Source organism: Rhizobium mayense, assembly GCF_030272705.1.
GTDB classification, from domain to species: Bacteria; Pseudomonadota; Alphaproteobacteria; order Rhizobiales; family Rhizobiaceae; genus Rhizobium; species Rhizobium mayense.
Genome location: NZ_JARFYM010000015.1, coordinates 37,627 through 62,937 on the forward strand (window position 1 = coordinate 37,627; position 25,311 = coordinate 62,937).

The following is a 25,311-nucleotide window of genomic DNA, read 5'->3' on the forward strand; positions in this document are numbered from 1 at the left end:
GGTCGCCCATAGTTGCCACCAAGTTGGTTGTTGCGATGTCTGTTCCGTCCTCAGAAGCGCTCTGGCTTCACGAGGGCGTAAAACAGATAAACGAAGAGGCCGAGTGCGCAGAGGCCGGCCAGCCAGATCATGATCGAAGGCGTCATGACAGTATCTCTCCCGGGGACCGATGGATCAGGCGCAACGAGTTGGCCGAATGTCCTGGCGGGAGGAAAAATCGGGCAGATGCCAACTGCCAGGCGTAAAGCGAGCACATATTGTCGACTCCTTGAAGGATCAGAATTGCCGACAATCATCTATTGCGTCGCGTATAAGGTTAGTGCCGAGTTTTTATGGCAATACATAAAGATGGTGTAAGGACCGGGGCCGGACGCAATACAATGTTTATGCCGTCCTTATAAAGACCGCGAAAACAAAGCATCATCCTGACATGCAGCTTGATATTGATCGAAAGCGGAGCTTTTGCGCGCCCGCGTTGAGGCGATTGTTAAACCGAGCTGCAATGTTAGTAGACGCCCCTAAAATACTTGTTGTCGATCGTGAACCCGAAACTGAGCAGGGCTTGCAACTGGCATTTAGCTCAATGGGCTACAGAACCTTGACGGCCATATCCCTGGCACAGGTCATACAGCTGGCACCTATGGAGCCAGATTTTATCGTGCTTGGCCTTACACGTCCGGACATCGAAGGATCGGCATTGGTGAGGGAACTCCGCGAGATTTTCAGCGAGACTCCTATCCTTGCTGCCTCGCGCGTGAACGAGACGCACATGAAGGTGGCGGCTCTCGACGCCGGGGCCGACGATTTCATGGCGAAGCCATTCGATATGGAAGAACTTCTAGCACGCATTCGTGTGGGGTTGCGCCGTCGGTCAGTACGATCGGAACAGAAGACGTCCCTTCATATCGGGGAGCTTCACCTCGACGTCGATAAGCGAGCCCTTAGCGTTGGAGACCTCGCTGTCTCGCTTTCGCGCAAGGAATTCGATCTCTTGTACATCCTTGCTCGGCACGCCGGAAAAGTGTTGACGCATCGGTATCTAGTTTCCCAGCTTTGGAGCAAAAAGGTCGACATCCAGTATGTCCGCGTCTACGTCTCGCAGATCCGTGGCAAGATCGAAGCAAATCCGGCGAAACCGAAATATTTGCTGACTCAGCCCGGGGTCGGTTACATGCTTTGCTGCGACTAGAATTGTTGTGTCGCTTCGGCTTAGCAACGGACAGTGCGCTGGACCACGATGGTCGACGGCAGCGCACCGTCATTGACCTGAAATCACTGCTGTGCAGTCGGCAAATTTGCTCGCAAATTGAGGGGGTTGGCTCGCCTTCTCCAAGCCGACACCTTTCCGCCGACTTATAATCGCAAAATGACGACCCTATATATCCCGCAGATCATCTTTCTGCCTAAGGACGGAAGAACCAATGTTCAGTGCAGTACCGCGTTTTGCTCAGATCGCCGCCATCGTCGTGCTTGCCGCCGCCTCGTGCCTCGCAAGCTTTGACGATGCCAACGCACGTCGCGCCGGTGGGTTCGGCGGCTTCGGTAGCCGCGGAACGCGAACCTTCGATGCTCCCGCCATAACGCGGACAGCCCCGACGCAGGCCGCGCCGATCGACCGGACGATGACGCCTCGAACGCAGCCCCAGACCGCCACACAACCGCCGTTCAACGCGCAGCCGCGTCCAGGCCTGTTCAACGGTTTCGGCGGGTCGATGATCGGTGGACTGATTGCCGGCGGTCTCCTCGGCATGTTGATCGGCCACGGATTCGGCGGCGGATTCGGTTTCCTCGGCATGCTGCTACAGGTCGTCCTGATCTTCTTGGCCATCCGCTTCGCCATACAGTTTTTTACGAACCGCCAGCAAACTCGCTATGCGGCGGCACCTGGATCGAATGCCTCATACAATGCCAACGCTTCGCAGCGTCCGTCCTTTTCCATTCCGCCGATCGGAGGCGGAACGGCGGCGACCGGATCGAGAACGCGGCAGGCCAATGACGAGATCGGGCTATCGCAAGCCGATCTCGACCGATTCGAGCAGCTTCTGACGGAAATCCAGTCGGCCTATGGTTCCGAGGACTACGGCACCCTGCGCCGGCTGACGACGCCTGAGGCGATGTCCTATCTGGCCGAGGAGCTTGGCGAGAACGCAACCAAAGGCGTCCGCAACAGCGTCACCAATGTTCGCCTGCTGCAGGGCGACATCGCCGAAGCCTGGCGCGAGGACAATGCCGAATATGCCACCCTGTCAATGCGCTATTCCAGCATTGACGCGCTCGTCGATCGCACGACCGGCCGACTGGTCGATGGCGACGATCGCAATGCCTCGGAAACGACCGAGGTTTGGACCTTCGTGCGCAAGCCGGGTTCTAACTGGAAGCTTTCGGCCATCCAGGGAACGGAGCTTCACCACGCCTAATCCTGCGTTGTAGTTCGATACGTCCGGCTGACCTGCTCGGTTATCCACTTCGTCCAGATGGCTACAGCGGCATATAGCCGCCGATCCAAAGCCAGAGGCCCGCGACAAGCATGGAAAGGATCGTCATCGGCAGTCCGGCCTTTGCGTGATCGCGAAATGTGACCCGTACGCCCTGGACGGCCGCCCGTTCGGCGACGATCAGGTTGGCGAGGCTTCCGACGAGCAGCAGATTGCCGGCAAGCGTGGAAAGAATGGCAAGCCCTACCAAGGTCCCTTCCGGGATTCCGTGCCAAACCTTCAGGATCATCACGACGGCGGGAACATTGCCGATCGTATTGCTGAGAAGCAGCGAAATCGGCACCAGGGAAGAGACGCGATCGGGCAGCAGGTTATAGCTCGCGAGTGTGCGCACGGCCTCTTCCGGAATTCCGGTTCGGGCAAATGCATCGTTGATAACGAACAGCGCCGCAAACAGGATTAGCAAAGGCACGTCGATTTCGTCGAGCAGCTGCCTGCTCGGGAGCGTGCGGCTGATAATCAGTGCCGCGGCGACGAGAAGAGCGGAGATCTCCCGTGGCAGAGGCGAGGCAAACAAAATGAGCAACAGAAGCAGCGCCGCACCGCATATGCCCACCTGAAGACGGTCGAAGGAGACTGCCTCGGACGGAGCATCTGTTGACGGTGCTTTGAGGCTTGCCCGCCAAACGTAAGCCACGCAAACGTAGCTGATAATGAGTCCGGCAAGCGACGGGATAGCCGCATCGGCGAAATAACCCCAGAAACTGAGCGCACCTGCCTGTCCGATGAGGATATTTTGGGGATTGCCGATCAAGGTTGCCGCCGAGCCGGCATTGCTTGCTGCGGCGAGCCCGAGTAGGAAGGGGCGAGGATCGAGATTGCGGGCCGCAAGGCCAGCGCAAAGTGGCGGGGTCATCGCGAAGACGACGATGTCATTGACGAGAAAGGCGGAGAGGATGCCGCCGATGGCAATCGTCAGGGCCAGGAGCAGGCGCGGCCGTTCGGCCTGGCGCGCAATCCACGTGGCGACCTCGCCGTAAAAGCCGCTGGCGCCAACCCTCGCCGACAGGATCATCAATCCGGCGAGCAGCAGCAGTGTCGGGAAGTGAATTGCCTCGCCCATCGCGCCGCGCGGAAGCGCACCGGCCGCTACGAGCACGACGGCGACGACCAATGCGATGCCGGCTCGATCGATACGCAGTCCGGGGACGCGCCCCAGCGCCATCCCGAGATAGGTCAGGCCAAAAAGAATAGAAACGACATAAGTCATTGAAAAAACGGCTCCGAGGAACAAGGCAGGCGGCGGTCTGTGTTCCTGACGCTACCATTAGCGTGCCGTCAGGAACAATTCTTGTTCCTGATCATCCACGAACGATTTCAATTAATTCCCTGTATCGTCATCAGTCGATCTGTGCCTTCACGTGCGGCAGCAGACCCGCGTACCGTCACCTATTATGTTTCGACGCATCATTTAAGAAGCTGTTCCACATTATCGGCGGCCAGGTCGCGATCGATTTGCAACACGAGTTTTTCCGGGCGCTCACCTTCTTTTTGAAGGAGAATGACGACGGTGCATTTTTTCTTGCCTGGACGAAACGACAGGAGCCGCCCTCCTGTCTTCGCCAGGGCTTTTTCCACGACCTCGGTGCAATCGGCTGCGCGATCTGTAACAGGAATTGCTCGCGGCGTTTCGGCATATGCCGAAACCGCCAGCATAGGAAATATGAGAAATGCATTTCTGAATCTATTCATGCGATTGCGGTACTTTAGCAATGTACGGGTGAGCGGCCCAAGAAAACGAGCTTCACTTATCGCTTCATTCGGTTGACACAAATTCGCTGTCATCCGTTGACGCCTTACGATGGGAGGCGGGTTGCTGCCGGCACCACGGCTTTCCTTCCGCATCTTCTGCAATCTGTATCAGTGGTAGTCAATGTATAGCGCCCAATAAAGCTGGTTGAAACATTCAGGAAATAGCTTCCCTCTTTGTGGGCTTGGCGGGATCACGATCCTCCAAGTTCTTCGCAACGCCCGTCAACAAGACATCTCCGCCTTTATTGATAAGCGTGCCGTGAACTATTCCGGCAACGATTGCGGCCGCGCCCTTCTCGACAATGAGATCCTTACCAACACTTCCGTGGAGTTCGAACCGGCGACCAGACGGAACCGTCAAGGTGCCGGTCAACGTCCCAAAAAATCGCACGTCGCGATCCAAGACGATTGAGCCGTCGATGCTGACATTAAGGTCGTCCATGTGCTGACCCTTTCAACCGCCGAGATTTAAGATATGCTTTGCAACCATAACGGTTGCAGTATCCCGGCATGGAGCCCGCCCCGCTCCTCTACTGGCGGATACGATTAAAAAATATATCATGATATGATGCAAATAAAGGAAATTTTGGAATGTCTCCCGGGAAGCGGCTCAAGCGCCCAAGCAAATATGAATCATCGGCCGATGAAGCACTCGATCCTGGCGTCTACGAAGGTCTTGCGGGTGTGCGCCTTGTCATGCGGCGGTTTCTTTCATTCAGCGAGGCAGCCGTTTCCGAAGCAGGAGTGACGTCTCAGCAATACCAGGCACTATTGGTCATCAAGGTTGCGCCGCGAGGCCAGATCATGGTGCGAGATCTTGCCGATCAAATGCTTATTAAGCACCACGGCGCCGTGCAGCTCGTGGACAGGCTCACGACGGCGGGACTCGCATTGCGCATCCCCTCACCCGAAGACAAGCGAAGCGTGCTCGTCGGCCTCACTCCTCAAGGAGATGCGTTGGTCGAGCGTTTGGCAAAAACCCATTTGCGAGGGATGCTGGCAAACGAGCAACTGCTGATCGAATCTCTCAAAAGGCTGCGTCATTTGGCAAAGTTGGGCTGACGCAAGTTCTTGTGCGGCCCCGCTCCGTTCCGTTTCAGTCAGCCAGGCCGATTGAATTCCAGCGCCCCGCGATGGCGTCAGGGTTTGCGATTCTGCTTTGCAGGCAGGGTCGCCCCGGAAAGTTGCGCATAGACCCGGGCGACGGAAGCATCGTCATCCCGCCCCATGCCGGCACCGGCTGCGGCCAGATACATTTGCAGCGCAGCGGCCGCAATCGGTGCCGGATATCGTTCGGCGCGCGCCATATCCTGAACGATCCCTAGATCCTTGACGAAGATTTCGATGGCGCTGAGCGGGCTGTAATCGCCCGACAGCACATGCGGAATGCGGTTTTCAAACATCCATGAATTGCCGGCCGACGCCGTGATGACTTCGTAGACCATATTCAGATCAAGGCCCTGCTTGGCTGCAAGGCTGATTGCCTCGCATGCGGCTGCAATGTGGACGCCGGCCAAGAGCTGGTTGATCATCTTGAACGCGGCCCCTGTGCCGGCCGTCGGCCCAAGTTCGTAGACTTTCGACGCCATGGCATTGAGTGCCGGCCGCGCCTTTTCGAAAGCTGTGGTCGAACCTGATGCCATGACGGTAAGTTCGCCGCTCCCAGCCCTTGCGGCACCCCCGGATATCGGCGCATCGAGATAGTGCCGGCCGTCTTTTTCCAGCCGTTCAGCCAACTTCCTGGCGATGGCAGGATCCATCGTCGCCGAGGATATGAAAACGCCGGCAGGTGACATTGCCGCCGCGACGCCGTCCTCACCGAAAAGCACCGCCTCGGTTTGTGCAGCATTGACGACCACGGAAACGACAATGTCGGCTCCTTCGGCGGCCTCGGCCGGGGTCAGCCCGCATCTGCCGCCCTCCCCTAGAAATCGATCCATCGATGCCGCGGAGACATCGAAACCGGTCACGTCCAGCCCGGCCTTTCGAAGCGACAGCGCCATGCCGAGGCCCATGGAGCCGAGACCTATCACGGCTATTTTGGGCTGGCTGTCTCTATTGTCTGCATGGGCTGCCATCGATCATCCTCCTCACTGGCGGTATTCCAGAACCCGTACGAAAACGCGGCTCAATCTCCCGACGTTACCGATCCGCCCTGTACCAGGCGAGGGTAATGTTGTCGCGCGAGCAGTCCCCTTTTCGTGACAGTCGGATATACTCAATACCGATTGCCGCTGTAAACGCTTGGCTTACATTGGCGGCGGCATGGTCTGAGATGGTAAGGGTTTTTGGATGGCTCCCTCGCTCTTGAAGCTGAAACGCGTATATGAGGAACCCGCAAACGACGACGGGCATAGAGTGCTCATTGATCGGCTGTGGCCACGCGGCCTCTCTAAGGGCGAAGCGAAGCTCGCTGACTGGATCAAGGATGTGGCCCCATCGCCTGAACTCAGGAAGTGGTTTGGTCATAAGCCGGAACGATTCGCGGACTTTCGCGAAAGCTACCGGCAAGAGCTGGCATCGAACCCGGCTGTGCAGACGCTGCTCCATTTAGACGGGCCCGTGACGCTGGTCTACGGCGCAAAGGATCCTGTACACAACCACGCAGTCGTGCTTTTGGAATTTCTGAAAGCTCACCGCTCATAGCCCGCAGCTATTTCTTGGCGCGCCGCGGGATAGTCAGGAGATTGGTGTTATCCACCATAGTCGTCACAAAGAGCGAGTCGCGACTCACTATGTTAACGGCTGCTCGAAGGATAATTCTGCCGCTCGAATGCAACCGCCGCTATCTACGCCAAAGCTCTAACGTAGCCGCCCGCTTCAGTCGGTAGCATAGCTAACATACGGGAAACATGATGGAAATTGGCTTTTCATTTTTTGCCGAGCGATGGCGTTAAGATAACGCAAACCTTATTTTGCTGGACGTAAACGCAGAATCATGTCCTTTGTTAGCGGGCGGTGGTCGATAGAACGACTGTAGACCGCCAAGAGGGACAGATGGCGCTAACAAGACAAATCGAGCAGGAAGCTACTTTTTCCGAGGATGCTGCGACCAAGATCGTCCGGCACGCCGGTATGCTTTCGAACCAGCTCCAGGCGCTGCGGACACGTATGTATCCCCCGAGGGCAAAAAAGAGTCTCCGGCACTTCATGACGAATGAAGTCTCCAAACTGACCTCCATTCCCGATTCAACCCTGAAGCTATTATCCAATGAGGGCCGCGGGCCAGTCCCAAGCAGGCTTGAAAACAACCACCGCGCCTATACGCTGCAGCAGATCAATGAGCTGCGTACCATGTTTGCCGAGCAAAAGCCTTCGGACGCGTTGCGGTTTCTCCCCTATCGGCAAGATAGGGAGCATCTCCAGGTGCTTGCGGTTGCAAACTTCAAGGGTGGCAGTGCGAAGACGACGACCAGCGTCCATCTTGCGCAATATCTCGCGCTCCATGGCTATCGTGTCCTCGCGATCGATCTCGATCCGCAGGCCTCACTTTCCGCGATGTTCGGTTTCCAACCCGAGCTCGATGTGCAAGCAAACGAGACTATCTACGCTGCCCTGCGATATGACGACGAACGTCGACCGATGCAGGAGATTATCCATCAGACCTATTTCGATGGCATTGATCTTATTCCGGGTAATCTCGAAGTAATGGAATATGAGCACGAGACCCCTCGTATCCTCGCCCAGCGACTGGGCAGCCGCGAAGGAATGTTTTTTGAGCGCCTGAAGCTCGCCCTGAATGAGGTCGACGATCGCTACGACGTGGTGATTCTGGACACTCCCCCTTCCCTCGGTTTTCTGACGCTTAGCGCCATTCATGCGTCGACAGGGATGGTCGTGACAGTGCACCCGGCGATGCTGGATGTATCCTCGATGAGCCAATTCCTTCTGATGATGGGCGATCTTATTCAGGTTCTGGGCGAGAGCGGTGCCGTGTTGCGGCAGGATTTTTTCCGCTATTTGATCACCCGTCATGATCCGAATGACCAGCCTCAGTCCCAAGTCGTGGCCATGCTTCGCCATCTTTTCGGCGACGATGTCATATTGCCAACCGCGATCGAAAGTACCGCAATCGAGGCCGCTGGTCTCGCCAAGCGCAGCCTCTACGAACTGGAGATGGGCCAAGTCGGCCGCGATACGCATCGCCGAGCCCGAGATGCTATGGATGCCGTAAATGAAGCAATCCTAGACTTGATAAAAAGCAGTTGGGGGCGTGGATGACAAAGCCCCCAAAAAGGTCATCGCTCGCAGCAAGCTTTGGCCTGCTCGCAGCCGACATCAATGCCGATACTATGAAGAACCCCGATCAACAGGCGCCGCAATCCCCGGTGTCTGCGCGTGTAGGCGCCGGCGTAATTGGTGCCACCCATAAGGCCATCAGCGACCTTAGGGGCGAGCGCGATCGCCTTCTTGCCATGCTGGAAGCAGGATCGGGTGGTTCGACGGAGATCGACGCTGGTTTGATCGACCCATCGCCTTTCCCCGACCGGCTTCCCGACGACAACGATGCATCCTTTGCGGAGTTCAAAAGGAGCATCGAAGAAGAAGGGCAGAAGATCCCCATACAGGTCCGTCATCACCCGACGCTTACGGGTCGATATCAGGTGATCTACGGGCATCGCCGTTTGCGTGCTGCGCGTGAGCTCCAACGCCCCGTAAAGGCGTTGATTTTGGAGATGTCGGATCGAGACCTTGTTGTTGTGCAAGGTATTGAGAATGCTGCGCGTCAAGATTTGAGCTGGATCGAACGCGCGCTTTTTGCATGGCGCATGGACGAAGCCGGCATCCGACCGAGAGACATTTATGCCGCGCTTGGGATCGACGACGCGGAGCTTTCGCGCATGCGTGCAGTCTATCGTGTCGTCCCCATCGACGTCATCCAGGCGATTGGACGCGCGCCAAAAATCGGACGGCCGCGATGGGTTGAATTCGGTGGATCACTAAAAGCGAAACCTAATGCGCTGGCCGACATCAGAAAAGCCCTGTCAACTGACAGGGTTTTGCAGCTGATGTCTAATGAGCGCTTCAGTCAGGCCATGGGTGTGCTGAAGACACCTGCGGCTGCGCGTCCGCTTGGACGGGATCTTCGCGATCGCCGCGGTGAATCCCTGGCAAGGCTTCAGATTTCGAGGAAAGAGCTGCGACTGGTGCCAGAGTCCGAGCGCGGAGCGCGGTTTGCGGCCTTCATCGAGGGCGAAATGCCGGCGCTTATCGCGAAATTTGATGCGAGCGACGAACAGGATGATCCATAAAACCCTGTCAACTGACAGGGTTTTCATCCCCACGTTCTGCGTGGATTTTTGGAATTGACGTATCAACGGAAGAAGCCCTCACGGCGAACCATTCGAGAGCCTTTGCATTCTTGTAGCGAAGATATCATTGCTCTTTTGCCGCGACCTTCGAACCGTTTGGTGTCCGCTTAATCAGCGGAATAACTCGGTGAAACCACCGAGAAACCATGGTTGAAACGAAGAGAGAAAGGTAAGCGACGGCAAAAAGAAAAGGCCCCCAAACGGCGAACCATTCGAGAGCCTTTGCATTCTTGTAGCGAAGATATCAATAGCTCCCCCCGAATCAGTTGTCAACGCATCGAAGTCGTTTCGGTGGCCGTATTCGTTTTGCCTGCGATCAAAAGGCGAAGATATGCACAACACAAATTTCGTAACGACGCCTTTTGGGCGGCGGTCGATGACGCTTGGCATGTTGGCAAATCAATACGACGCCAGCGATATCGAGCCCGGAAAATCCATCGACAAGTGGAAACTGTTTCGCGCACTCTGCGAAGCCAGGACCGTGTTTGGAGTTTCCGATCGCGCGCTTGCCGTCTTGAATGCGCTGCTGAGCTTCTATCCGGAAAATACTCTGTCGCAGGAAAACGGCCTGGTGATCTTTCCATCCAATGCGCAATTGTCGCTGCGGGCCCATGGAATTGCTCCCGCGACCTTGAGGCGCCATCTCGCCGCACTGGTTAACGCAGGATTGCTCATCCGAAAAGACAGCCCGAACGGAAAACGATATGCCAGGCGGGATCGGAAAGGGGAGATCGATGAGGCCTTCGGTTTCAGCTTGGCGGCTCTCGTTGCACGTGCCGACGAAATCTTTGCTCATGCCGCCCGGATCGCTGCCGATCGCGACCGCTTGCGTATCACCAAAGAACGTCTCTCCATCTGCCGCCGCGACATCGCGAAACTGATCGAGATCGCGCTCGATGAACAAGCACCCGACGATTGGTTAATGATCCAATCAACCTTCCAGTCCATTGCCGGAACGATACCGCGCACCCCGCACATCAGCGATTTAACCGCAGTTCTTGAAGAACTCGAGATGCTACGCGGCGAAGTGCTTATCCGATTGGAAAGACGACTGGAAACACAAAAACAAAGCGCCAAAGAATCCCAAACTGAGCGCCATATACAGAATACAAATCTTAAAAACATTTTTGAATCTGAACCATGCGCGGGCACAAATTCCGCTCCGGATTTGACGAAGGAACCTGTCAGCAGCCAATGCCAGCGCGAGGAGAACCTGTCACACCCGACAGCACGCACAGCCGACACGCCTCAATCAGCCCTATCCGAACCTGAACAGCTGACAGGTACGACCGTCCAAGCGTCGAGATCTGCGCCGCTCAAATCATTCCCACTCGGTCTCGTCATCCAGGCCTGCCCCGATGTTGTGTCATACGGCTCCAGCGGCAAAGTTGAGAGCTGGCGTGACCTCATGACGGCGGCAATCGTCATTCGTTCCATGTTGGCCATCAGTCCGTCGGTTTACCAAGAGGCATGCGACGTGATGGGCCCCGAGAATGCGGCGACCGTTATGGCCTGCATGCTGCAAAGAGCCGAGCACATCAAATCCGCAGGAGGTTATCTGCGCCATCTGACGCGGAGAGCGCACTGCGGCGAGTTCGCTATCGGTCCGATGCTGATGGCTTTGGCGCGGTCCCGCGGGCTGCTAGAGCGACATGCGGGATGAAGCATGTCGTCCCACGCGTCCTGGCGGAAAGGGTGATTGGATATGCCAACGACCTTGAGCTTGCCCGCTCTCTCCGCAATCTACGGCCCGAAGCCTCGTCGAGCATGACCAGGCATGAGAGGCTGTCCCACGGTGATGATAACGGAGATCGAGATTCCTCTTGGCGCCTGTTCAGGGCAGTGGAGGAAGACGCTGAGCAGTTCATTTCGCAAGTCGCGCTGAAGCTTCGATATGAGGAAAGTGAAGCGGATCTTCAGGTTCTGTCGATCAAACGCTTGAGACGCCGTTGCAGGCGACATCTGCGCCAAAAGATCAATTATGTCACCTATTTCACTTTGCGTTCGGGCATTATTGTAGTAGCTTTCTCCCTGTCCAAATCGGTCTCAGCTTGGTCTCTCGCACCCCGCAGATCTTTCCTATCAGGAACACCCCTATCAATCGGAATTCGATCGCCCAATGGGAGTAGGGGGTGGCGGAAGTAAATGCTCAGATTGCTTCCGTTTGACGGCTTGCCTTAAATTTAACAGCCATTTAGCTCCGGCGCAAATTTGCATCCGTCCAAGGTAATGAAGCAGAATTCGGAGCGGATAGCTCTCAAGAGAAGTCCTCTAAACCTATCGGGATGATCCTCCCTCCCTCGTTTCCTAAACCAACTAGTCGCCGCAAAAATTGCAGTCACTTTGGTGACGAAGTGAGCTCGCTGGGGCGCCATGAAGATGCGGCGGGAATACATCGAGCCTTCGTCCTTTGGCTACATTCCCATTGGCGAAATTCTGTGTTTAAAACTTCCTCCAAGGGCGCAATTACGCACCTGTGGGGAATGACGATGCGGCGTTTGACGCCTGGTGCAATGTTTCTTTCGCTTTTTGCCGCAGCCACGTCCAACACCTTGGCCGCAGAGCTTCTTCGCGAGGATTTCAGGTCGCCGGCGCTCAATCCGAACCAATGGTGTTCCTGCCAGATCGACAACACAAATACGCCTGTCACATTCTCCGCCAATCCTGCCGACAGGAAAGATTATGTTGCCGAAATTACCGTCAACGAGACCTCGCTCGGCGGCAAGAGGTGTGAGCCTGCCTGCAGGACGCCGCAGGACACGCTGGCTGCACAACACTATTTGATGACAGACTTCAGCAGACCGGAGTTTCTCGGAACGAATTTCTTTGCCAAACCGAAGGCGAGGTGGGCGCCGACGGCGGGCCAGCCTGATCGATATTGCGACGAAGCCGTCTGGGACCGGGTCAAGGCCGCCCATCAGGAGGACGAATGCATTCAACGTGAAGAGCTTCGTCTGCAAAAATCCTTCTTCAGAAGATCCGACGTGCCGCTCGTCTATTCCTTCCGGTTCCGCATGCCGAAGGATGTATTGAACGATAAGGATTCCATTCGCTGGATAACGGCGCAATGGAAGCAGGAGCCGATCAACAAAAGGTATGAGCAGGAGTTCGAGGGCTGGTCGCCGAGCCCGTTTCTCGCGCAGCGCTTTGACGACGGCATCCTACATGTAACAGTTCAGGATGACATGTGCAGATGCATGATCGCGTCGGCGCCCGCAAAAGGAAGCAATCTCGTCTGGAGAAATGGCACGCCGCACTATTGCCAATCCATCCGGCCGGAAGACAGCAGCGGCAAAGCTTGCACACCCAATTTGAAGGTGGAATACGGGCGCAATCCCGTCCTGTCGACGCCGGCAGGGCAGTGGGTCGAGATGCGCTATCGTGTGCAGGCGGGCCGCGACGGCAACGCATTCATCGAGATTCATCAGGACGGCAGGTTCATCGCCAAGATAACGGGCAGGATCGGGTACGAGCCTGACCCATTATCTCCGCCGATGACAAAGTTTAAGATCGGCCAGTATCGCGACTATATACCGTCTTCTGATACCTTGGAGTTGGACTGGATCAGGATCGAGACCGCTCGGAAATAGGATAGGCCGGTCGCCCTTGACGGGCGACGACCCATGGCAGCCGAGGTTGCGGTCTTCCGCTCAGCTACGACAGTTGTTGCGCCACGAGGGCTGCCCAATAATCGATGCCGTAAGCGATCGCATTGTCATTGAAATCATATGCAGGATTGTGCAGATCAGCGCTGTCGCCATTGCCGAGCCAGATGATCGCGCCGGGCCGCTTTTCGAGCATGTAGGAAAAGTCCTCCGAGCCCATCGTCATTGGCCAGTTGCCGTCGACACGCTCGGCGCCAACGATGCTGCTGGCGGCAGCGATTGCAACCGAAGTCTTCTCGGCATTGTTGACGGTCACCGGATATCCCGGACGCCAATCGATTTCGGCCTGCGCGTCGTAGAGCTTCGCCGTCCCCAAGACCACATCTCGAAACCGCTGTTCGACGGCCTTGCGCGTCGCCGGTAGCATCGTCCGGATCGTGCCGCCGACTTCGACCGCGGGAGGGATGACATTCAGCGCTTTCCTGTCACCGCCGCTGATGAAGGTGACGGAGACGACCACCGGATCGAACGGATCGGTAAAGCGTGATGCGATCGACTGGAGCGCGACGATGACATGCGAAGCGACAAGCACCGGGTCGCGGGCAAGATGCGGCGAAGCCGCATGTCCACCTCGCCCATTGATGGTGATAACGAAGCGATCGCCTGCTGCCATCATCGGGCCGCTGCGGATGGCGAACGAACCGACGGCAAGTCCCGGCTGATTGTGCATTCCATAGACTTCATCGATGCCAAAGCGATCGAGCAGTCCTTCTTCCAGCATGACGCGTCCGCCGCCGCCACCTTCCTCCGCCGGCTGGAAGATCAGAACGATTTCGCCGGCGAAATCCCGATTAGCCGTAAAGCGCTTGGCGGCGCCGAGCAAAATGGCGGTATGGCCGTCATGTCCGCAAGCATGCATCATGTTCGGCACTTTCGATGCATAGGGCAGGTTCGTCTGTTCCGACATCGGCAGTGCGTCCATGTCGCAACGAAGGGCGATGGTTTTGCCATTGCCCCGGTTGCCATTAATCACCGCCACGACACCTGATTTGGCAATCCCGCTCACCACCTCGTCGCAGCCGAAGGCCTTCAACTTCTCCGCCACCATCGCCGCGGTGCGCGGCAGGTCAAACAGAAGCTCCGGATATTGGTGAATCTCGCGGCGCCAGTTTTTGGCCTCGTTTGCGATGATCCGCGACGTTTCGGACGGGTTCATGAATCGCCTCCTTGCGATGGTCTATTGTTGGCGCTCGGATTGCCGCCGCCCGCGAAACGGAGAACGGTCCGGGACTATCTTTGCCATAGTCTTGAGCGGCATGCTGGTATAATCACATTTGCGAGCAGCAAAAGGTACTGCAGACACACTTTCCCACTTGATAGGAAAAGCGGTTAATACCCGGCATGTGCGTCTTCAATTGGAGGCCAAGTCGAAGCGAGCGCAGATCGCGCCCTGCAAACCATACGCCGATTTCCGCTGTTCAGGGCAAGACGCTCGTAGCCGCCGAGGACCGGAAATGTCGGTGAGGTTTGGTAACAGTTTCGACGTTGTGGATGGCCGCACCTTAATGGGCTGACTGTCTTCACTAGAATTAAAGAAACGGAATTTAGAGAATAATGCTAAGCGCACTTCTGCGTCTTGAAAGCTATTAGATAATGATGACCGTATTGGGCTGTATTGTCGGCAAACATAATATCTGGCTGGTGATCGTTGCAGCAGTTGTATGCATCGCGGGATCCTGGGTTATCATCCGCCTGTTCGACCGGGCAGCCAGCACGACAGGCGCGCAGCGGATCGGGTGGCATCTTCTGACGACGGCAGCGGCCGGCTCCGCGATCTGGTGCACGCACTTCATCGCAATGCTGGCCTATTATCCGGATGCGCCGGTGAGCTTCGATCCGGTCATGACCATTGTGTCGCTATTGGTCGCCATGGTCGGTGTTCAACTGGGCCTTGTTGTGGCAGCGAGCGGCCTCACGGGGCTGGCACCTACCGTGGGAGGGGGTATCGTCGGTCTTGCGATCGTCGCGATGCACTATACCGGCATGATGGCCTACCGCGTGCAGGGCATCGTCTCGTGGGACCGGTCCTACCTCGCGGCGTCGATCTTCCTCTCTGTCGTATTTTCTGGTTTGGCCCTGCATTTCGCGATGCGCCGCGTCTCCCGGAACGATAAATATATCGCGATGGGCTTTCTCGTTCTGGCGATCGTCAGCCTGCATTTCACTGGAATGACGGCTTTCCGCGTTTCTCCGATGCTGATCGACGGCTCTTTTTCGAACCCAGCCGCCCTGCAGGCGCTTGCACTGGCCGTTGCCGGGGTTGCGTTAATCATCGTCGGTGCAGGGCTTGCCAGCTATCTTATCGATTCCAGCATGCGCGCGGAATCGTATGAACGACTTCGGCACATGGCCATGAATGATAATTTGACCAGCCTGCCGAACAGGGCAAGCTTCAACGATCATCTCGATCATGAACTCCGTATCGCGGACGAAACGGGAGGTAAGGTTGCTCTGATTGGCATTGATCTCGACCGCTTCAAAGAGATTAACGATCTTCGTGGCCATGCCGCCGGCGACGAGGTGTTAAAGATCCTCGCGCGGCGCATGAGCAATCTTCTGGGTGACGGCGAATTCGCTTCCCGGCTCGGCGGCGATGAATTTGCTGCTGTTTACCGCATGCAGCACCAGGCCGGCCTTGCCGATTTTCTGGCGCGTCTCGAAGCCGCTCTCTTCAAGCCCATTCGGCTCGATGATTATGAGGTCGTCCCGGGAGCCAGCATTGGCGTTGCCCTCTACCCCGATAATGCCGACAACAAAGAGGCCTTGATCAATAACGCAGACCTCGCCATGTACCGCGCCAAGACGGACATCACGCGCGCGGTTTGCCTCTACGAGCAATCAATGGATGAAATCGTCAGAGCGCGCAGGACCCTGGCAAGCGAGCTTCGGCAAGCAATCGAAAACAACCAATTGGATATTCATTACCAGGTACAGACGTCCATCTCGACCGGCGAAGTCTGCGGATATGAGGCCCTCCTTCGCTGGGAGCATACGCAACATGGATTCATTCCACCTTCGGAGTTCATCCCGCTGGCGGAGGAAAATGGCCTGATCCAGCAAATGGGGGAATGGGTGCTGCGAACCGCTTGTACCAAGGCGGCGTCCTGGGACCCTCCGTATAAGGTTGCCGTCAATCTTTCCCCGGTTCAATTCGCGCATGGCGATCTGCCGAAGCTCGTCCTCGAAATCCTGATTGAAACGGGACTGCCAGCAGATCGACTGGAACTGGAACTGACGGAATCGACCATCTTCGCCGATCGGGAGCGCTCACTACATATGCTGCGCCAGATCAAGGCACTCGGCGTCAGCATCGCTCTTGACGATTTCGGGACGGGGTATTCGTCGCTCGACACGCTGCGCTCCTTCCCCTTCGACAAGATCAAGCTCGATCGCTCGTTCATGAGCGAAATCGAATCCAATCCGCAGGCCAAGGCGATCATTCGCGCTGTGCTGGCTCTCGGCAAGAGCCTAGATATTCCGGTGCTGGCGGAAGGCATCGAGACGCATGGCCAACTTGCGCTTTTGAGCGCGGAAGGCTGTGATGAGGCACAGGGATATTTGCTGGGCCGCCCCGTACCTCTGAACCAGATCGTCACCAGCGGCCAAATCACCCTGACGGGTTCGGAGCTTTTGGGAAAAACGGCCACGGCAAAGCCTCTGGAGGAACCGGCGGTTCATTCTGCTGCCCATTCGGCCTGATCTCGGAGAGAACAGGCGGACAAATAAGCCGACCACCTCACTCTTAACAAACGCCGAGGTTGACCTTATCTGCCTTTGAATACACCGTGTGCGAAGGCGATATACCTTCGCGCATCGGTTTACAAAATCGATGGTCGAGGTCAATTGTCGTTCCAGAGACACGACAACAGGCGTATATTCTCCGCTTCGGCGCGGATCATTGCGCGCCAGCAAAGAGCAAGTATTCGTGGGGTATGGGTAATGCAACTTTCACCAGAAGCGGCAGTCGGATCGCATGTCGAGAGCCCGGGAAGCTGGCCAACAAGGCGGAGTGCGATCCTCGATTGGTTGGTGCATGATACCCGCGAACAGCGCTTCATCGACAATATTCTCGTGGACCTGTGCGAGAGGTTGCGGGCGGCGGGCGTCCCTGTCGGTAGGGCGACGCTGCATTTCAGAACCCTTCATCCGCAATGGCTCGGTGCACGAATTCTCTGGCGCACGGGGCTTAGGGAGGCCAATCTCAGCACATTCAGCTATGGCGTCGAGACGACGCCGCAGTTTCTGGCGAGCCCGATCAACGAGATTTTCAACGGCGCCACGGAGGTTCGCCAAAACCTTGAAAACCTGGATGACACCGATCGGCCGGCCTACCCGCTATACCAGGAAATGCATGCCGAAGGATTGACCGATTACATCGCCTGGCCGATCTTCCACACCCTCGGCAAGCGCCACATCGTCACCTTTGCCGCCGATGTACCGGGCGGTTTTACCGAAGAGCATATCTGCTTCCTGAAGGATCTGTTGCCTGCACTGACGCTCGTGAGCGAGATCAGGCTGAAGAACATCTTGGCCCGGACGCTTCTGCGCACCTATGTGGGACCCCATGCCAGCGAGCAGATCCTTGCCGGCGCGACCACCCGCGGCAGCGGCACCACCGTCGGCGCGGCCATCCTCATCTGCGATCTGCGCGATTTCACGACGATTTCGGACATGTGGCCGCGCGACGATGTGATCGATCTCCTGAACGGCTATTTCGACGCGATGTCGGAGCCGATCGAGAAACATGGCGGCGAGATCCTCAAATTCATGGGTGACGGACTGCTGGCGATTTTTCCGCTGAGCGACCCCAAGGCTTGTTCGAATCTTCTGCAAGCGATCAGCGAAGCGGAGGCGGCGGTCGACGCGCTGAATGAGGAAAACAGTCGGAATGGCCGTGAGGTGCTGCGCTATGGCGTCGGCGTGCATGTCGGTGACGTGATGTATGGCAACATCGGATCCCGCAGCCGCCTCGACTTCACGGTCATCGGGCCGGCCGTCAATGTGGCATCGCGCCTGGAGACGCTGACCAAGGAGGTCAAACGGCCCGTGCTGTTGTCCAAGGCCTTCGTCGAGATGGCAGGCTGTGAGGTCGCGATGGAAAGCCTCGGTGCCTTCCCTCTCAAGGGCCTTGGCGAACCCGTCGACGTCTTCGCTTTCGCGGCGAATGGAAATAGCGTGGCACGTCAGAAAGCCCGATCGTAATACCGACGGCGGGACGAACGCTCCATCCAATTGTCGTACGTTGACGTGGTTAACGCTGATCGCAAAACGTGAAGCGTCCGATGGCGGTCGGACCTTGCGTAAGCGCTTATATTATGATCGTGATAATTATGGTAGCCGCCTCAATTTTCTGGGATCGTTCTGTGATGACAGGCGTTAGTTAGAGCCGACTTCAATGGCTCGACGAGTGGGCGCCCTACGCCCCGAATACTCTGACAAGGAGAGGAAAGATGAAAAAATTACTCACCATGGCATTTTCAGCAGCGGCGTTGATCGTCACCGGCGCGGCGGCCACGCGTGCGGCCGATTTGCAGAAAGCCTACGAGGAACCGGACCAGCGCAACGGCGTGAAGATCGGTTACCTCACTTGCGATATCGGCGGCGGTGTCGGGTATGTTCTCGGATCGGCGAAGGAAGTCGATTGTGTTTTCCGTTCGTCCGTCGGAAGAGAGCGCATAGACCACTACAACGGCGCCATCAGAAAATTGGGCGTCGATCTCGGCTTCACGACCGGCAGCCGTCTTGTCTGGCTCGTCTTCGCGCCGACAGCCGGCTATCATCATGGTGCATTGAGCGGCCTTTATACGGGCATTACCGCCGAGGCGACCGTCGGCGCGGGCGTTGGTGCCAACATTCTTCTTGGCGGTTCCTCGGGCTCTGTCCATCTCCAGCTAATCAGCGTGACCGGCCAGCTCGGGCTCAATGTTGCTGCTACCGGTACGTCGGTGACGCTGACCGCGATAAACTAGCATATCTCCGGTACCAATCCCGCGGGCGTGCCTTGCTTCCCAGCAGATACGCCCACGGGACGTTTACACTTGGCTCACGCGTTCAATCCCTGGATCCGATCGAGGCTTTCCAGCGCCTTCGCCTCCCAGGTTCGTGCTTCCTGCTGGCGGGCGAATTCGACGGCTTTGGACAAACAGTCCTCCGCCTCGCCCTGCGCTGAATTTGCACGTGACAAAGCTTCGCCCTTCAAGCGCAACAGCTCGGCCGTGAAATAGTTCTCGCCGGTATTGGCGACCAGTTCCAGGGCTTGGTTCAGGGTGGCCAAGCAACCGTCGAGATCTCCCGATCGCAGATAGCAATCGGCAAGCAAGCCGAGATAACAGGACTTGTCGGTTTCCTGCTCTCCCAAGTTGTCGCAGGTATGTCGCATCTTTGCGAGGCCCGACAAGTTGTTGTCCAATCGCACCATGAGCCATCCGTGGAAGAAGTAGGCCATGTTCTGCCACATGCGAAAGCCATTTTCTTCGGCAAGAACGGACAGTTCGTCGACCATGCGGCGCAGCGGCTTAGTATCCTCACGGAATGCGTGGAGGATGCAGCCGTTGCCAAGGTAGGCCGCAAGCCTATAGGCGGAATGCCGACGCGCATCAGCCTCAGCGGCGCGATACAACTCGATGGCTTCGCGCTCCAAGCCAATCAGTTGTAATGTCCATGCAAGATACGACATCGCCATGCTTGGAAAATCGCTGCCGATTTCGTCGGCATCTGCGATATGGCGAAGTGCCGCTTCGAGATATTCGCGCGCCTGTGTGAAGTGGCCTTGTGCAAAGAGGCTCATGCCCTTGAACTGCATCCCGAGAACGGCCGCCCGGAGGCTGCCGCGATTTCTACCGATATCGATCAACTGTTCGCTCGCCCAGAGCGCGTCTGCAAAGCGGGCGGAATTGAAGGCGGTGCCGAAGATACCGTCGAGCGCGCGTATCGGCGCCTGGGTATCCCCCAGTTCCTCGCTGAGCCGCAGGACATTGCGGTAGGCTGCGCCACCTCCGGCGGTCACATAACCGAATGTCGCGTAAAGCACGTCGCCGCGCTCCAGTTCAAGACGAAGCTCCTTGCGATTGCGCTCGGCCGAGGCCGGCAGTTTAGCCAGGCACTCCAGGCCATTTGCGAACATGGTCGCAGCCTCCACCTTGGCCCAGGTCTTGCCGACGTTGAGACCAGCGGCAAGCCAACAATCAGCAGCGCGTTCGAACAGCCCCGCTTCCGCAAAATGTTGGGCCAGAACTTCCGGATGTTCCGCCGCAAGCTTCGGATGCACCTGCTCGATAGCTTCCGCAACTTTTCCGTGAAGTTCGCGGCACCGTTCGCGCAATAAGGTATCGCGTGCAGATTCCTGTAAAAGCGAGTGAGCAAATGCGTAGTTCTGGCCGCCGGTCGACGGCTGCCGGATGACGATGTCCGATTCAACGAGTCGCCGAAGTGTTGGATCGAGGGCGGGTGGTGCGACACCGCAAAGATGGGCGACGAGCTTTGCGTCGAATTCGCGTCCCACCACGGCCGCAATCTGGGCGACCGCCTTTGCCGGGCCGATCTTGTCAAGACGCGAAAGCAGCGACGATTGAAGGGAGCTGGGCACGGCGAGTGTCGCCGTCCGCGGATCCGGCACTTCGCCACTGTCTGAGTGACCCGTTGCCAGCACCGCGCGGGTCAGTTCCTCCACGAAAAGTGGAACGCCTTCCGCCTTTGCCAAAAGCGACAGGCTCGTCTCGTCGGACAGGCTTTTGCCTTCGTCAATATGGCGAACGAGCATTTCGGCTTCGTCGCTGCTCAGCCTTTCCAAGCCTATCTTGGATAAGGTCTCCGGTTCTGCGCCATTGCTGAGCGACTTCTCGCGAGAGGTGATCAGGATCAGCATCGGAAAGGAGACGGCTTCTCCGATGAGCATTCCGACAACCTCGCGCGAGGAAGGGTCGATCCAATGCTCGTCTTCGATCACCAGCAGCACCGGGCTGATGCGAGAAACATGATGAAGCCAGTCGATCAGAATCCTGTGCGACACGTCCCGTTGGCGCAGTGGCGTCAATTCGGTAGCCGGATAACGTGTCTGGTCCACTGATAGCAGATCGGCGAAAATGGGCAACGAGCTCGAAATCGGAACCTCGCTGAGCGAAAGGACGGCCTCGAGCTTATCCAAGGTTACGTCCGACGCGTCGTCGGCATCGATGCCGGCGTAACGCTTAAGTAGGCTGAGGAATGGAAAGAGCGCGCTGTTTGAGTAGGCGCTGGAACACTGAAGTGTCAGTACCGTGCATTGTGGGATCTGTCGCTGAACCTCGAAAACCAGCCGCGACTTGCCGATTCCCGGTTCACCAGAGATCAGAAGCGCATGGCCGCGATTCTCGGAAATCACCTCCCGCCACAGCCCAAGGACGCGCGTCATTTCCTCCTGGCGGTCCACAAGTTCCGTCAGTCGCGTTCTTTTTGCAAAGCGATTTTGCAGATCCTTGGCCTTCTCGGCGCGCCAGATCTGCACCGGCGAGGAAAACCCTTTGAGAGATTGCGGCCCAAGATCCGTAAACTCGAATGCGCCTGCCGTCGTCTCATAGGTCTTCTGATCGGTCAGTATGGTCTGCGGTTCAGCCAGCGTCTGCAGCCTCTGCGCCAGATTGGGGATCGAACCGAGAGCGACGGTCGAGACGCCCGCAGGCGCCCCCACGAAATCTCCGACCACCACCAGTCCGCTTGCTATGCCGATCCGCACGCGCAAGGGCAGTCCACGCGGCACCTCGATCTGCGGGACGATCCGCAAAATATCGAAGGCGAGCCGCAGTGCGCGCTCGCCATCATCTTCTTCTGCGATCGGATATCCGAACAGGGCCTGGAATGCGTCGCCGATATAGTTCGCGGTGATGCCGTTATGGCTTTTTACGGCGCGCGCGCACGCCGTGAGATAGGTTTGGGTAAGTTCGGTGAAATCCTCCGGATCAAGCTGGGTGGCATATTCGGTCGATCCGACGAGATCGCAGAACAATATGGTCAATTGCCGGCGTTCGACCGCCGGCGACGACAGCGCATGGCCATGTTCGCTATTCAGCAGCTTGATGCCGGCCAGGATTTTTCGACGCGGGCCGAGAGGAATCCGCATCTCCTGCAGATCCTCTTCGGAGAGGAGGCGGAGGCTGTCGAAATCTATCTGGTTCTTCGCAAATATACCGACGAGATGATCGAGCCTCAGTTCACTCAGCCATTTCCTTATATTGTCCATGGCTTCCCCCACGCGAAACGCTACATGCCTGTGCCACTTACCTTTACCCCACTTCCGAGCTTAGCATTCTTGACCGTCGTTCATAAGTTATTTCGAATATAAACTTCACGGGCGATCACACCGAATGTCGGCATAAAGCAGATACCCCTCATCCGCATATTTGACGCCGCTCTGATCGAAACAGAACCGCTTGGGAAGAATGCGGGCCAGATAGCGTCTGTTGCACTTGGCGGGCAGGTCCGCCCTAAATTCGCGCGGGGTCGCGGAAGGCGTCGGTTCGGTAAATCGCTTGTGGCCAAAGTAGGACATATTACCAACGAACAACGCTGTCCCGGAGGTACCCACATTGCCGACAACCGGATCGAAATTATCGTCTTTGGCTTCAACCACCGTCGGGTATTCGCTTGCCAAGGGGGCTTCACCCGATGACGGGATCGGAGTTGATTTAATCGCGATATTGAAGCGAACGTCATCCCGCTGCGGGACGCCACCGTACTCGTTGAGATAGCGCCAATTCAGACGGAGAATACGATCCGCGCCGGCTTCCTTTGTTGGCATCGGTAGCACCACGGACGAGATATCAGTGGGTTGAGAACGGTCTTCGCCCGATTGGGTGCTGGGGGCAGGGCAGGGCGTGAAGAGTGGACGGTAGTGACACTCTTCACCTCCAGCCTCCCAAATGCAGTTGCTCAATTGCCGCCAATCTTCTTCGCTAATCTCGCTTCCTCGCGCGGCAACGTTGCCGCCATCGCGAGGTACCATCCACGGGTGGATCTTGCCTGGCCCCGACTGGCGAACCCACTCCGTTCGGTGTGCATTGATTTCGCTAAGTTTTATCAGCTCGGCCCGGACGCTGACCACCTGTGTCCAGCTCGGGCTCGCGACCACGGGATCTCGGCCTACGGCATCTGCCGCGAAACGTTGCCCGGTCATCTGTGTCGTCAGTGTATGACATTCCGTGCAGTTTCCTGAGGGATCCCGGAACGTTTTTGCACGCGCGAGATCAGCGGTATAGGTCGCGGTATAGGCCGAACCGATGACCCGAAATGGCAATTGCTCGCTGCGCGTCATCTTCGGGATATAGTCATCAAGGCTGAAGGCAGCGGCTCTCTCGCCCTTTGCTCCGCCCTGATATCCGATCCTGGCCAGGCCGATATTGGGGTCGATGACGTAGGGGCTCTTGTTGTCGTGGCATGCGGAACATTGGATTTGGAATGTAGGGTCGTAAAGCCTGGCGGCCGTTGCGCGACCGTTGACGTCGGCATACGAGCGGCCACCTGGAGGGATGAATGTCTGTGTCCAGTCGAAGTCGTGCCGATCCTTGCTTCCGTCAAAGAAGACGATTTCTCCACTCTGTCGATTAAAGCCGATCATCCCGAGCCGAGCGAATGTCGGATTTCCCTTTTGCCAGTAAGGCTCCGGATCGATTTCAAGATGCGGGCTGGATTTCCGGCAAAGCGAGACCCATTCCACGCTTCCTGCCATTTTACGGCTCATGCGCGAATTCATACCGCAATAGGTAACATTACCCGCGAGCGAAGGCTTGTCGCAGGCGGCGATCTCGGTGCTCCACCGGACGATGTTGCCGGCGGTGTCCCGATGTTCGAATTGGAGGGGGCTCCCAGCAATACTCAAGTTTGGTTTCAGGTCTACGATATCCCCATCGATTTCTAAGGGTATGACCTTTGCTTCACCCTCGCTGCAATCGATATCCGGGATGGGGCCCAAAACGGATCGTGCCTCATCGCCGAATCTGGTGATGATGTCGGTGCTCGCAGAGGCCGGCTCCCAGAGAAAATCGCCGTTCCATCGATTGGCGATCTCCGCGAAGGAGATCACCTCGGCAGGCGATGCGGTGGCAGCGGCGCTGACGACCTTGATATCGGTCTGGTCGATGTTTCCCCGGAACTGAGCCAGATGCCGGCAGCGTTGAAAGGCCTTCAGATCCTCAACGTAACGGCGATGTGCTTCGTCGTCAGGAAGCGCTTCTGCGAGCGGCTCCAATGGACGAGCAGGTGCGACACAGCCCGTCAACCGGTCGCACCGATCGTTGTCCGTGCATGCAGATGTATGCACAAGGCGGCCATCGCGGTGGGTCAGGCGCGTACCGAAACGATGGACTCGGCCCGCATCGACGATGACCCACGCCGACAAGGCGGAGCCGGATAGTAGTAGGGCCGCGACGAGCAAAACGAGCGATGCAGAAACAACAGACCGCATCATCTACTCCGAGCTTCAAGGGCCGTGGACAGCAATCACTTTCAACGGGCTCTCAGAGTGATCCTTGGTCCATCCGGGATCAGGACGATCATCGCGAATTTCCAAAGCCCGGCGTCTCTCTTGAACATGGTTACAAGCGTCGCGGTGTAGTCGAGCACGGGTGTCTCGATCCCAGTGAATTGTATGGTCACAGCGATAGTCGATTTGCCCTCAACCGTATCGTTGTCCACGACGTTGAGAAGGGTGTTGCTTTCGATATGTCGTCTCCGACTGGTATTTCCCATCAGGGAGTTTATCTGATTGATATGTTCAATCAGCTGTGCCTTGCCGGTCGTCTTTTCTAGTTGGACGCGCCCTGCGTCGCACAACTCGTAAGACACGCTATCAAGCAGCATGGCGTCCACGCCTTGATCGCTCGCGTCGTCCAGCGCCCAATTGTAACGATGCAATAGGTCCATGATCTCTTGCCGATCGGACGGTGGAGGATTTACCACAGTGCGAAGATAATCCGGTCTAAGAAAGAAGCTGCACTGTGGTGTCTGCGCTTCTGCCGTGCCCACGAATGCAAGCCCGGCACCTACGCCGAGTGCCAATCCAGCCAGTTGCAGACGAGCTGAGTATTTTTTCCCCATGGATGTCATGCTTTGCCCCCC

The 25,311-nt window shown here is 57.1% G+C and carries 20 protein-coding genes; 11 read left to right on the plus strand and 9 right to left on the minus strand.

Translation table 11 applies throughout. From position 1 onward, the window contains the following. Positions 1-50 precede the first annotated feature (50 nt). Positions 51-146 carry a K(+)-transporting ATPase subunit F gene (gene kdpF / locus PY649_RS18700; RefSeq protein WP_285870101.1) on the minus strand — a complete coding sequence of 32 codons (96 nt, stop codon included), beginning with the start codon at positions 144-146 and terminating at the stop codon, positions 51-53. Positions 147-430: 284 nt separating this feature from the next. Between kdpF and PY649_RS18705 the strand changes: the two genes are divergently transcribed. After that, positions 431-1,189 (plus strand): winged helix-turn-helix domain-containing protein, encoded by a 759-nt coding sequence (locus tag PY649_RS18705; protein WP_285870102.1) that lies wholly within the window; start codon positions 431-433, stop codon positions 1,187-1,189. A gap of 232 nt (positions 1,190-1,421) precedes the next feature. Next, positions 1,422-2,417: a Tim44 domain-containing protein gene (locus PY649_RS18710; RefSeq protein ID WP_285870103.1), complete on the plus strand. Its 996-nt coding sequence runs from the start codon at positions 1,422-1,424 to the stop codon at positions 2,415-2,417. Positions 2,418-2,478: 61 nt separating this feature from the next. On the opposite strand, the gene PY649_RS18715 is transcribed toward PY649_RS18710, so the two are convergent. The 3 genes from PY649_RS18715 to PY649_RS18725 form a co-directional block, all read right to left on the minus strand. Continuing rightward, positions 2,479-3,705: an SLC13 family permease gene (locus tag PY649_RS18715; RefSeq protein WP_285870104.1), complete on the minus strand. Its 1,227-nt coding sequence runs from the start codon at positions 3,703-3,705 to the stop codon at positions 2,479-2,481. A 197-nt stretch (positions 3,706-3,902) separates the two neighbouring features. Beyond that, entirely contained in the window at positions 3,903-4,280 is a 378-nt protein-coding gene (locus tag PY649_RS18720) for a hypothetical protein (RefSeq protein ID WP_285870105.1), read from the minus strand. A 121-nt stretch (positions 4,281-4,401) separates the two neighbouring features. Beyond that, entirely contained in the window at positions 4,402-4,689 is a 288-nt protein-coding gene (locus PY649_RS18725; protein ID WP_285870106.1) for a hypothetical protein, read from the minus strand. 149 nt (positions 4,690-4,838) lie between these two features. Here PY649_RS18725 and PY649_RS18730 point away from each other — a divergent pair, with 149 nt between their 5' ends. Next, positions 4,839-5,309, plus strand: a complete 471-nt coding sequence (locus PY649_RS18730) for a MarR family winged helix-turn-helix transcriptional regulator (protein ID WP_285870107.1) — start codon at positions 4,839-4,841, stop codon at positions 5,307-5,309. Between the two features lie 77 nt (positions 5,310-5,386). Here PY649_RS18730 and ltnD read toward each other — a convergent pair whose 3' ends face one another. Next, a complete protein-coding gene (gene ltnD / locus PY649_RS18735) occupies positions 5,387-6,325 on the minus strand; it encodes an L-threonate dehydrogenase (protein ID WP_285870108.1) in 939 nt (312 codons plus the stop codon). 214 nt (positions 6,326-6,539) lie between these two features. Here ltnD and PY649_RS18740 point away from each other — a divergent pair, with 214 nt between their 5' ends. The 5 genes from PY649_RS18740 to PY649_RS18760 all read left to right on the plus strand — a co-directional run bounded on the left by PY649_RS18740 (position 6,540) and on the right by PY649_RS18760 (position 13,149). Further along, on the plus strand, positions 6,540-6,893 hold the full coding sequence (locus PY649_RS18740; protein ID WP_285870109.1) for a DUF488 domain-containing protein: 354 nt from the start codon (positions 6,540-6,542) through the stop codon (positions 6,891-6,893). A gap of 351 nt (positions 6,894-7,244) precedes the next feature. Beyond that, positions 7,245-8,468, plus strand: coding sequence for a plasmid partitioning protein RepA (gene repA / locus PY649_RS18745; RefSeq protein ID WP_285870189.1), 1,224 nt, complete (start codon positions 7,245-7,247; stop codon positions 8,466-8,468). Beyond that, positions 8,465-9,499, plus strand: a complete 1,035-nt coding sequence (gene repB, locus PY649_RS18750; RefSeq protein WP_285870110.1) for a plasmid partitioning protein RepB — start codon at positions 8,465-8,467, stop codon at positions 9,497-9,499. The genes repA and repB overlap by 4 nt, the downstream gene beginning before the upstream one ends. Before the next feature lie 391 nt (positions 9,500-9,890). After that, the gene (gene repC / locus PY649_RS18755; protein ID WP_285870111.1) at positions 9,891-11,222 is read left to right on the plus strand and encodes a plasmid replication protein RepC; all 1,332 of its coding nucleotides are present in this window, start codon (positions 9,891-9,893) and stop codon (positions 11,220-11,222) included. Positions 11,223-11,844: 622 nt separating this feature from the next. Next, positions 11,845-13,149 carry a heparin lyase I family protein gene (locus PY649_RS18760; protein WP_285870112.1) on the plus strand — a complete coding sequence of 435 codons (1,305 nt, stop codon included), beginning with the start codon at positions 11,845-11,847 and terminating at the stop codon, positions 13,147-13,149. Positions 13,150-13,213: 64 nt separating this feature from the next. Here PY649_RS18760 and PY649_RS18765 read toward each other — a convergent pair whose 3' ends face one another. Then, the gene (locus tag PY649_RS18765; RefSeq protein WP_285870114.1) at positions 13,214-14,380 is read right to left on the minus strand and encodes a M20 aminoacylase family protein; all 1,167 of its coding nucleotides are present in this window, start codon (positions 14,378-14,380) and stop codon (positions 13,214-13,216) included. A gap of 437 nt (positions 14,381-14,817) precedes the next feature. On the opposite strand from PY649_RS18765, the gene PY649_RS18770 reads away from it, so the two are divergent. From PY649_RS18770 to PY649_RS18780, 3 genes are all read left to right on the plus strand, one after another. Next, the gene (locus PY649_RS18770; RefSeq protein WP_349644433.1) at positions 14,818-16,923 is read left to right on the plus strand and encodes a putative bifunctional diguanylate cyclase/phosphodiesterase; all 2,106 of its coding nucleotides are present in this window, start codon (positions 14,818-14,820) and stop codon (positions 16,921-16,923) included. Positions 16,924-17,163: 240 nt separating this feature from the next. Beyond that, positions 17,164-18,426: an adenylate/guanylate cyclase domain-containing protein gene (locus PY649_RS18775; RefSeq protein WP_285870115.1), complete on the plus strand. Its 1,263-nt coding sequence runs from the start codon at positions 17,164-17,166 to the stop codon at positions 18,424-18,426. 248 nt (positions 18,427-18,674) lie between these two features. Continuing rightward, positions 18,675-19,193, plus strand: a complete 519-nt coding sequence (locus PY649_RS18780; protein WP_285870116.1) for a DUF992 domain-containing protein — start codon at positions 18,675-18,677, stop codon at positions 19,191-19,193. 74 nt (positions 19,194-19,267) lie between these two features. Here the strand turns inward: PY649_RS18780 and PY649_RS18785 are convergent, their stop codons facing one another. From PY649_RS18785 to PY649_RS18795, 3 genes are all read right to left on the minus strand, one after another. Next, complete coding sequence (locus PY649_RS18785; RefSeq protein ID WP_285870117.1) at positions 19,268-22,438, minus strand: ATP-binding protein; 3,171 nt, start codon at positions 22,436-22,438, stop codon at positions 19,268-19,270. A 105-nt stretch (positions 22,439-22,543) separates the two neighbouring features. After that, positions 22,544-24,658 (minus strand): hypothetical protein, encoded by a 2,115-nt coding sequence (locus tag PY649_RS18790; protein WP_285870118.1) that lies wholly within the window; start codon positions 24,656-24,658, stop codon positions 22,544-22,546. Between the two features lie 41 nt (positions 24,659-24,699). Beyond that, positions 24,700-25,299 carry a nuclear transport factor 2 family protein gene (locus PY649_RS18795; RefSeq protein WP_285870119.1) on the minus strand — a complete coding sequence of 200 codons (600 nt, stop codon included), beginning with the start codon at positions 25,297-25,299 and terminating at the stop codon, positions 24,700-24,702. Between the last annotated feature and the right edge of the window lie 12 nt (positions 25,300-25,311).

Excerpts from the sequence above, each read along its gene's own strand:
- PY649_RS18795 (WP_285870119.1), bottom strand. The coding sequence starts at position 25,299 with ATGACATCCATGGGGAAAAAATACTCAGCTCGTCTGCAACTGGCTGGA.
- PY649_RS18720 (WP_285870105.1), bottom strand. The coding sequence starts at position 4,280 with ATGACAGCGAATTTGTGTCAACCGAATGAAGCGATAAGTGAAGCTCGT.
- repB (WP_285870110.1), top strand. The coding sequence starts at position 8,465 with ATGACAAAGCCCCCAAAAAGGTCATCGCTCGCAGCAAGCTTTGGCCTG.
- PY649_RS18760 (WP_285870112.1), top strand. The coding sequence starts at position 11,845 with ATGATCCTCCCTCCCTCGTTTCCTAAACCAACTAGTCGCCGCAAAAAT.
- PY649_RS18705 (WP_285870102.1), top strand. The coding sequence starts at position 431 with ATGCAGCTTGATATTGATCGAAAGCGGAGCTTTTGCGCGCCCGCGTTG.
- PY649_RS18790 (WP_285870118.1), bottom strand. The coding sequence starts at position 24,658 with ATGCGGTCTGTTGTTTCTGCATCGCTCGTTTTGCTCGTCGCGGCCCTA.
- PY649_RS18730 (WP_285870107.1), top strand. The coding sequence starts at position 4,839 with ATGTCTCCCGGGAAGCGGCTCAAGCGCCCAAGCAAATATGAATCATCG.
- repC (WP_285870111.1), top strand. The coding sequence starts at position 9,891 with ATGCACAACACAAATTTCGTAACGACGCCTTTTGGGCGGCGGTCGATG.
- PY649_RS18765 (WP_285870114.1), bottom strand. The coding sequence starts at position 14,380 with ATGAACCCGTCCGAAACGTCGCGGATCATCGCAAACGAGGCCAAAAAC.
- PY649_RS18770 (WP_349644433.1), top strand. The coding sequence starts at position 14,818 with ATGATGACCGTATTGGGCTGTATTGTCGGCAAACATAATATCTGGCTG.
- PY649_RS18710 (WP_285870103.1), top strand. The coding sequence starts at position 1,422 with ATGTTCAGTGCAGTACCGCGTTTTGCTCAGATCGCCGCCATCGTCGTG.
- PY649_RS18740 (WP_285870109.1), top strand. The coding sequence starts at position 6,540 with ATGGCTCCCTCGCTCTTGAAGCTGAAACGCGTATATGAGGAACCCGCA.
- PY649_RS18715 (WP_285870104.1), bottom strand. The coding sequence starts at position 3,705 with ATGACTTATGTCGTTTCTATTCTTTTTGGCCTGACCTATCTCGGGATG.
- ltnD (WP_285870108.1), bottom strand. The coding sequence starts at position 6,325 with ATGGCAGCCCATGCAGACAATAGAGACAGCCAGCCCAAAATAGCCGTG.
- PY649_RS18725 (WP_285870106.1), bottom strand. The coding sequence starts at position 4,689 with ATGGACGACCTTAATGTCAGCATCGACGGCTCAATCGTCTTGGATCGC.
- PY649_RS18775 (WP_285870115.1), top strand. The coding sequence starts at position 17,164 with ATGCAACTTTCACCAGAAGCGGCAGTCGGATCGCATGTCGAGAGCCCG.
- PY649_RS18780 (WP_285870116.1), top strand. The coding sequence starts at position 18,675 with ATGAAAAAATTACTCACCATGGCATTTTCAGCAGCGGCGTTGATCGTC.
- kdpF (WP_285870101.1), bottom strand. The coding sequence starts at position 146 with ATGACGCCTTCGATCATGATCTGGCTGGCCGGCCTCTGCGCACTCGGC.
- repA (WP_285870189.1), top strand. The coding sequence starts at position 7,245 with ATGGCGCTAACAAGACAAATCGAGCAGGAAGCTACTTTTTCCGAGGAT.
- PY649_RS18785 (WP_285870117.1), bottom strand. The coding sequence starts at position 22,438 with ATGGACAATATAAGGAAATGGCTGAGTGAACTGAGGCTCGATCATCTC.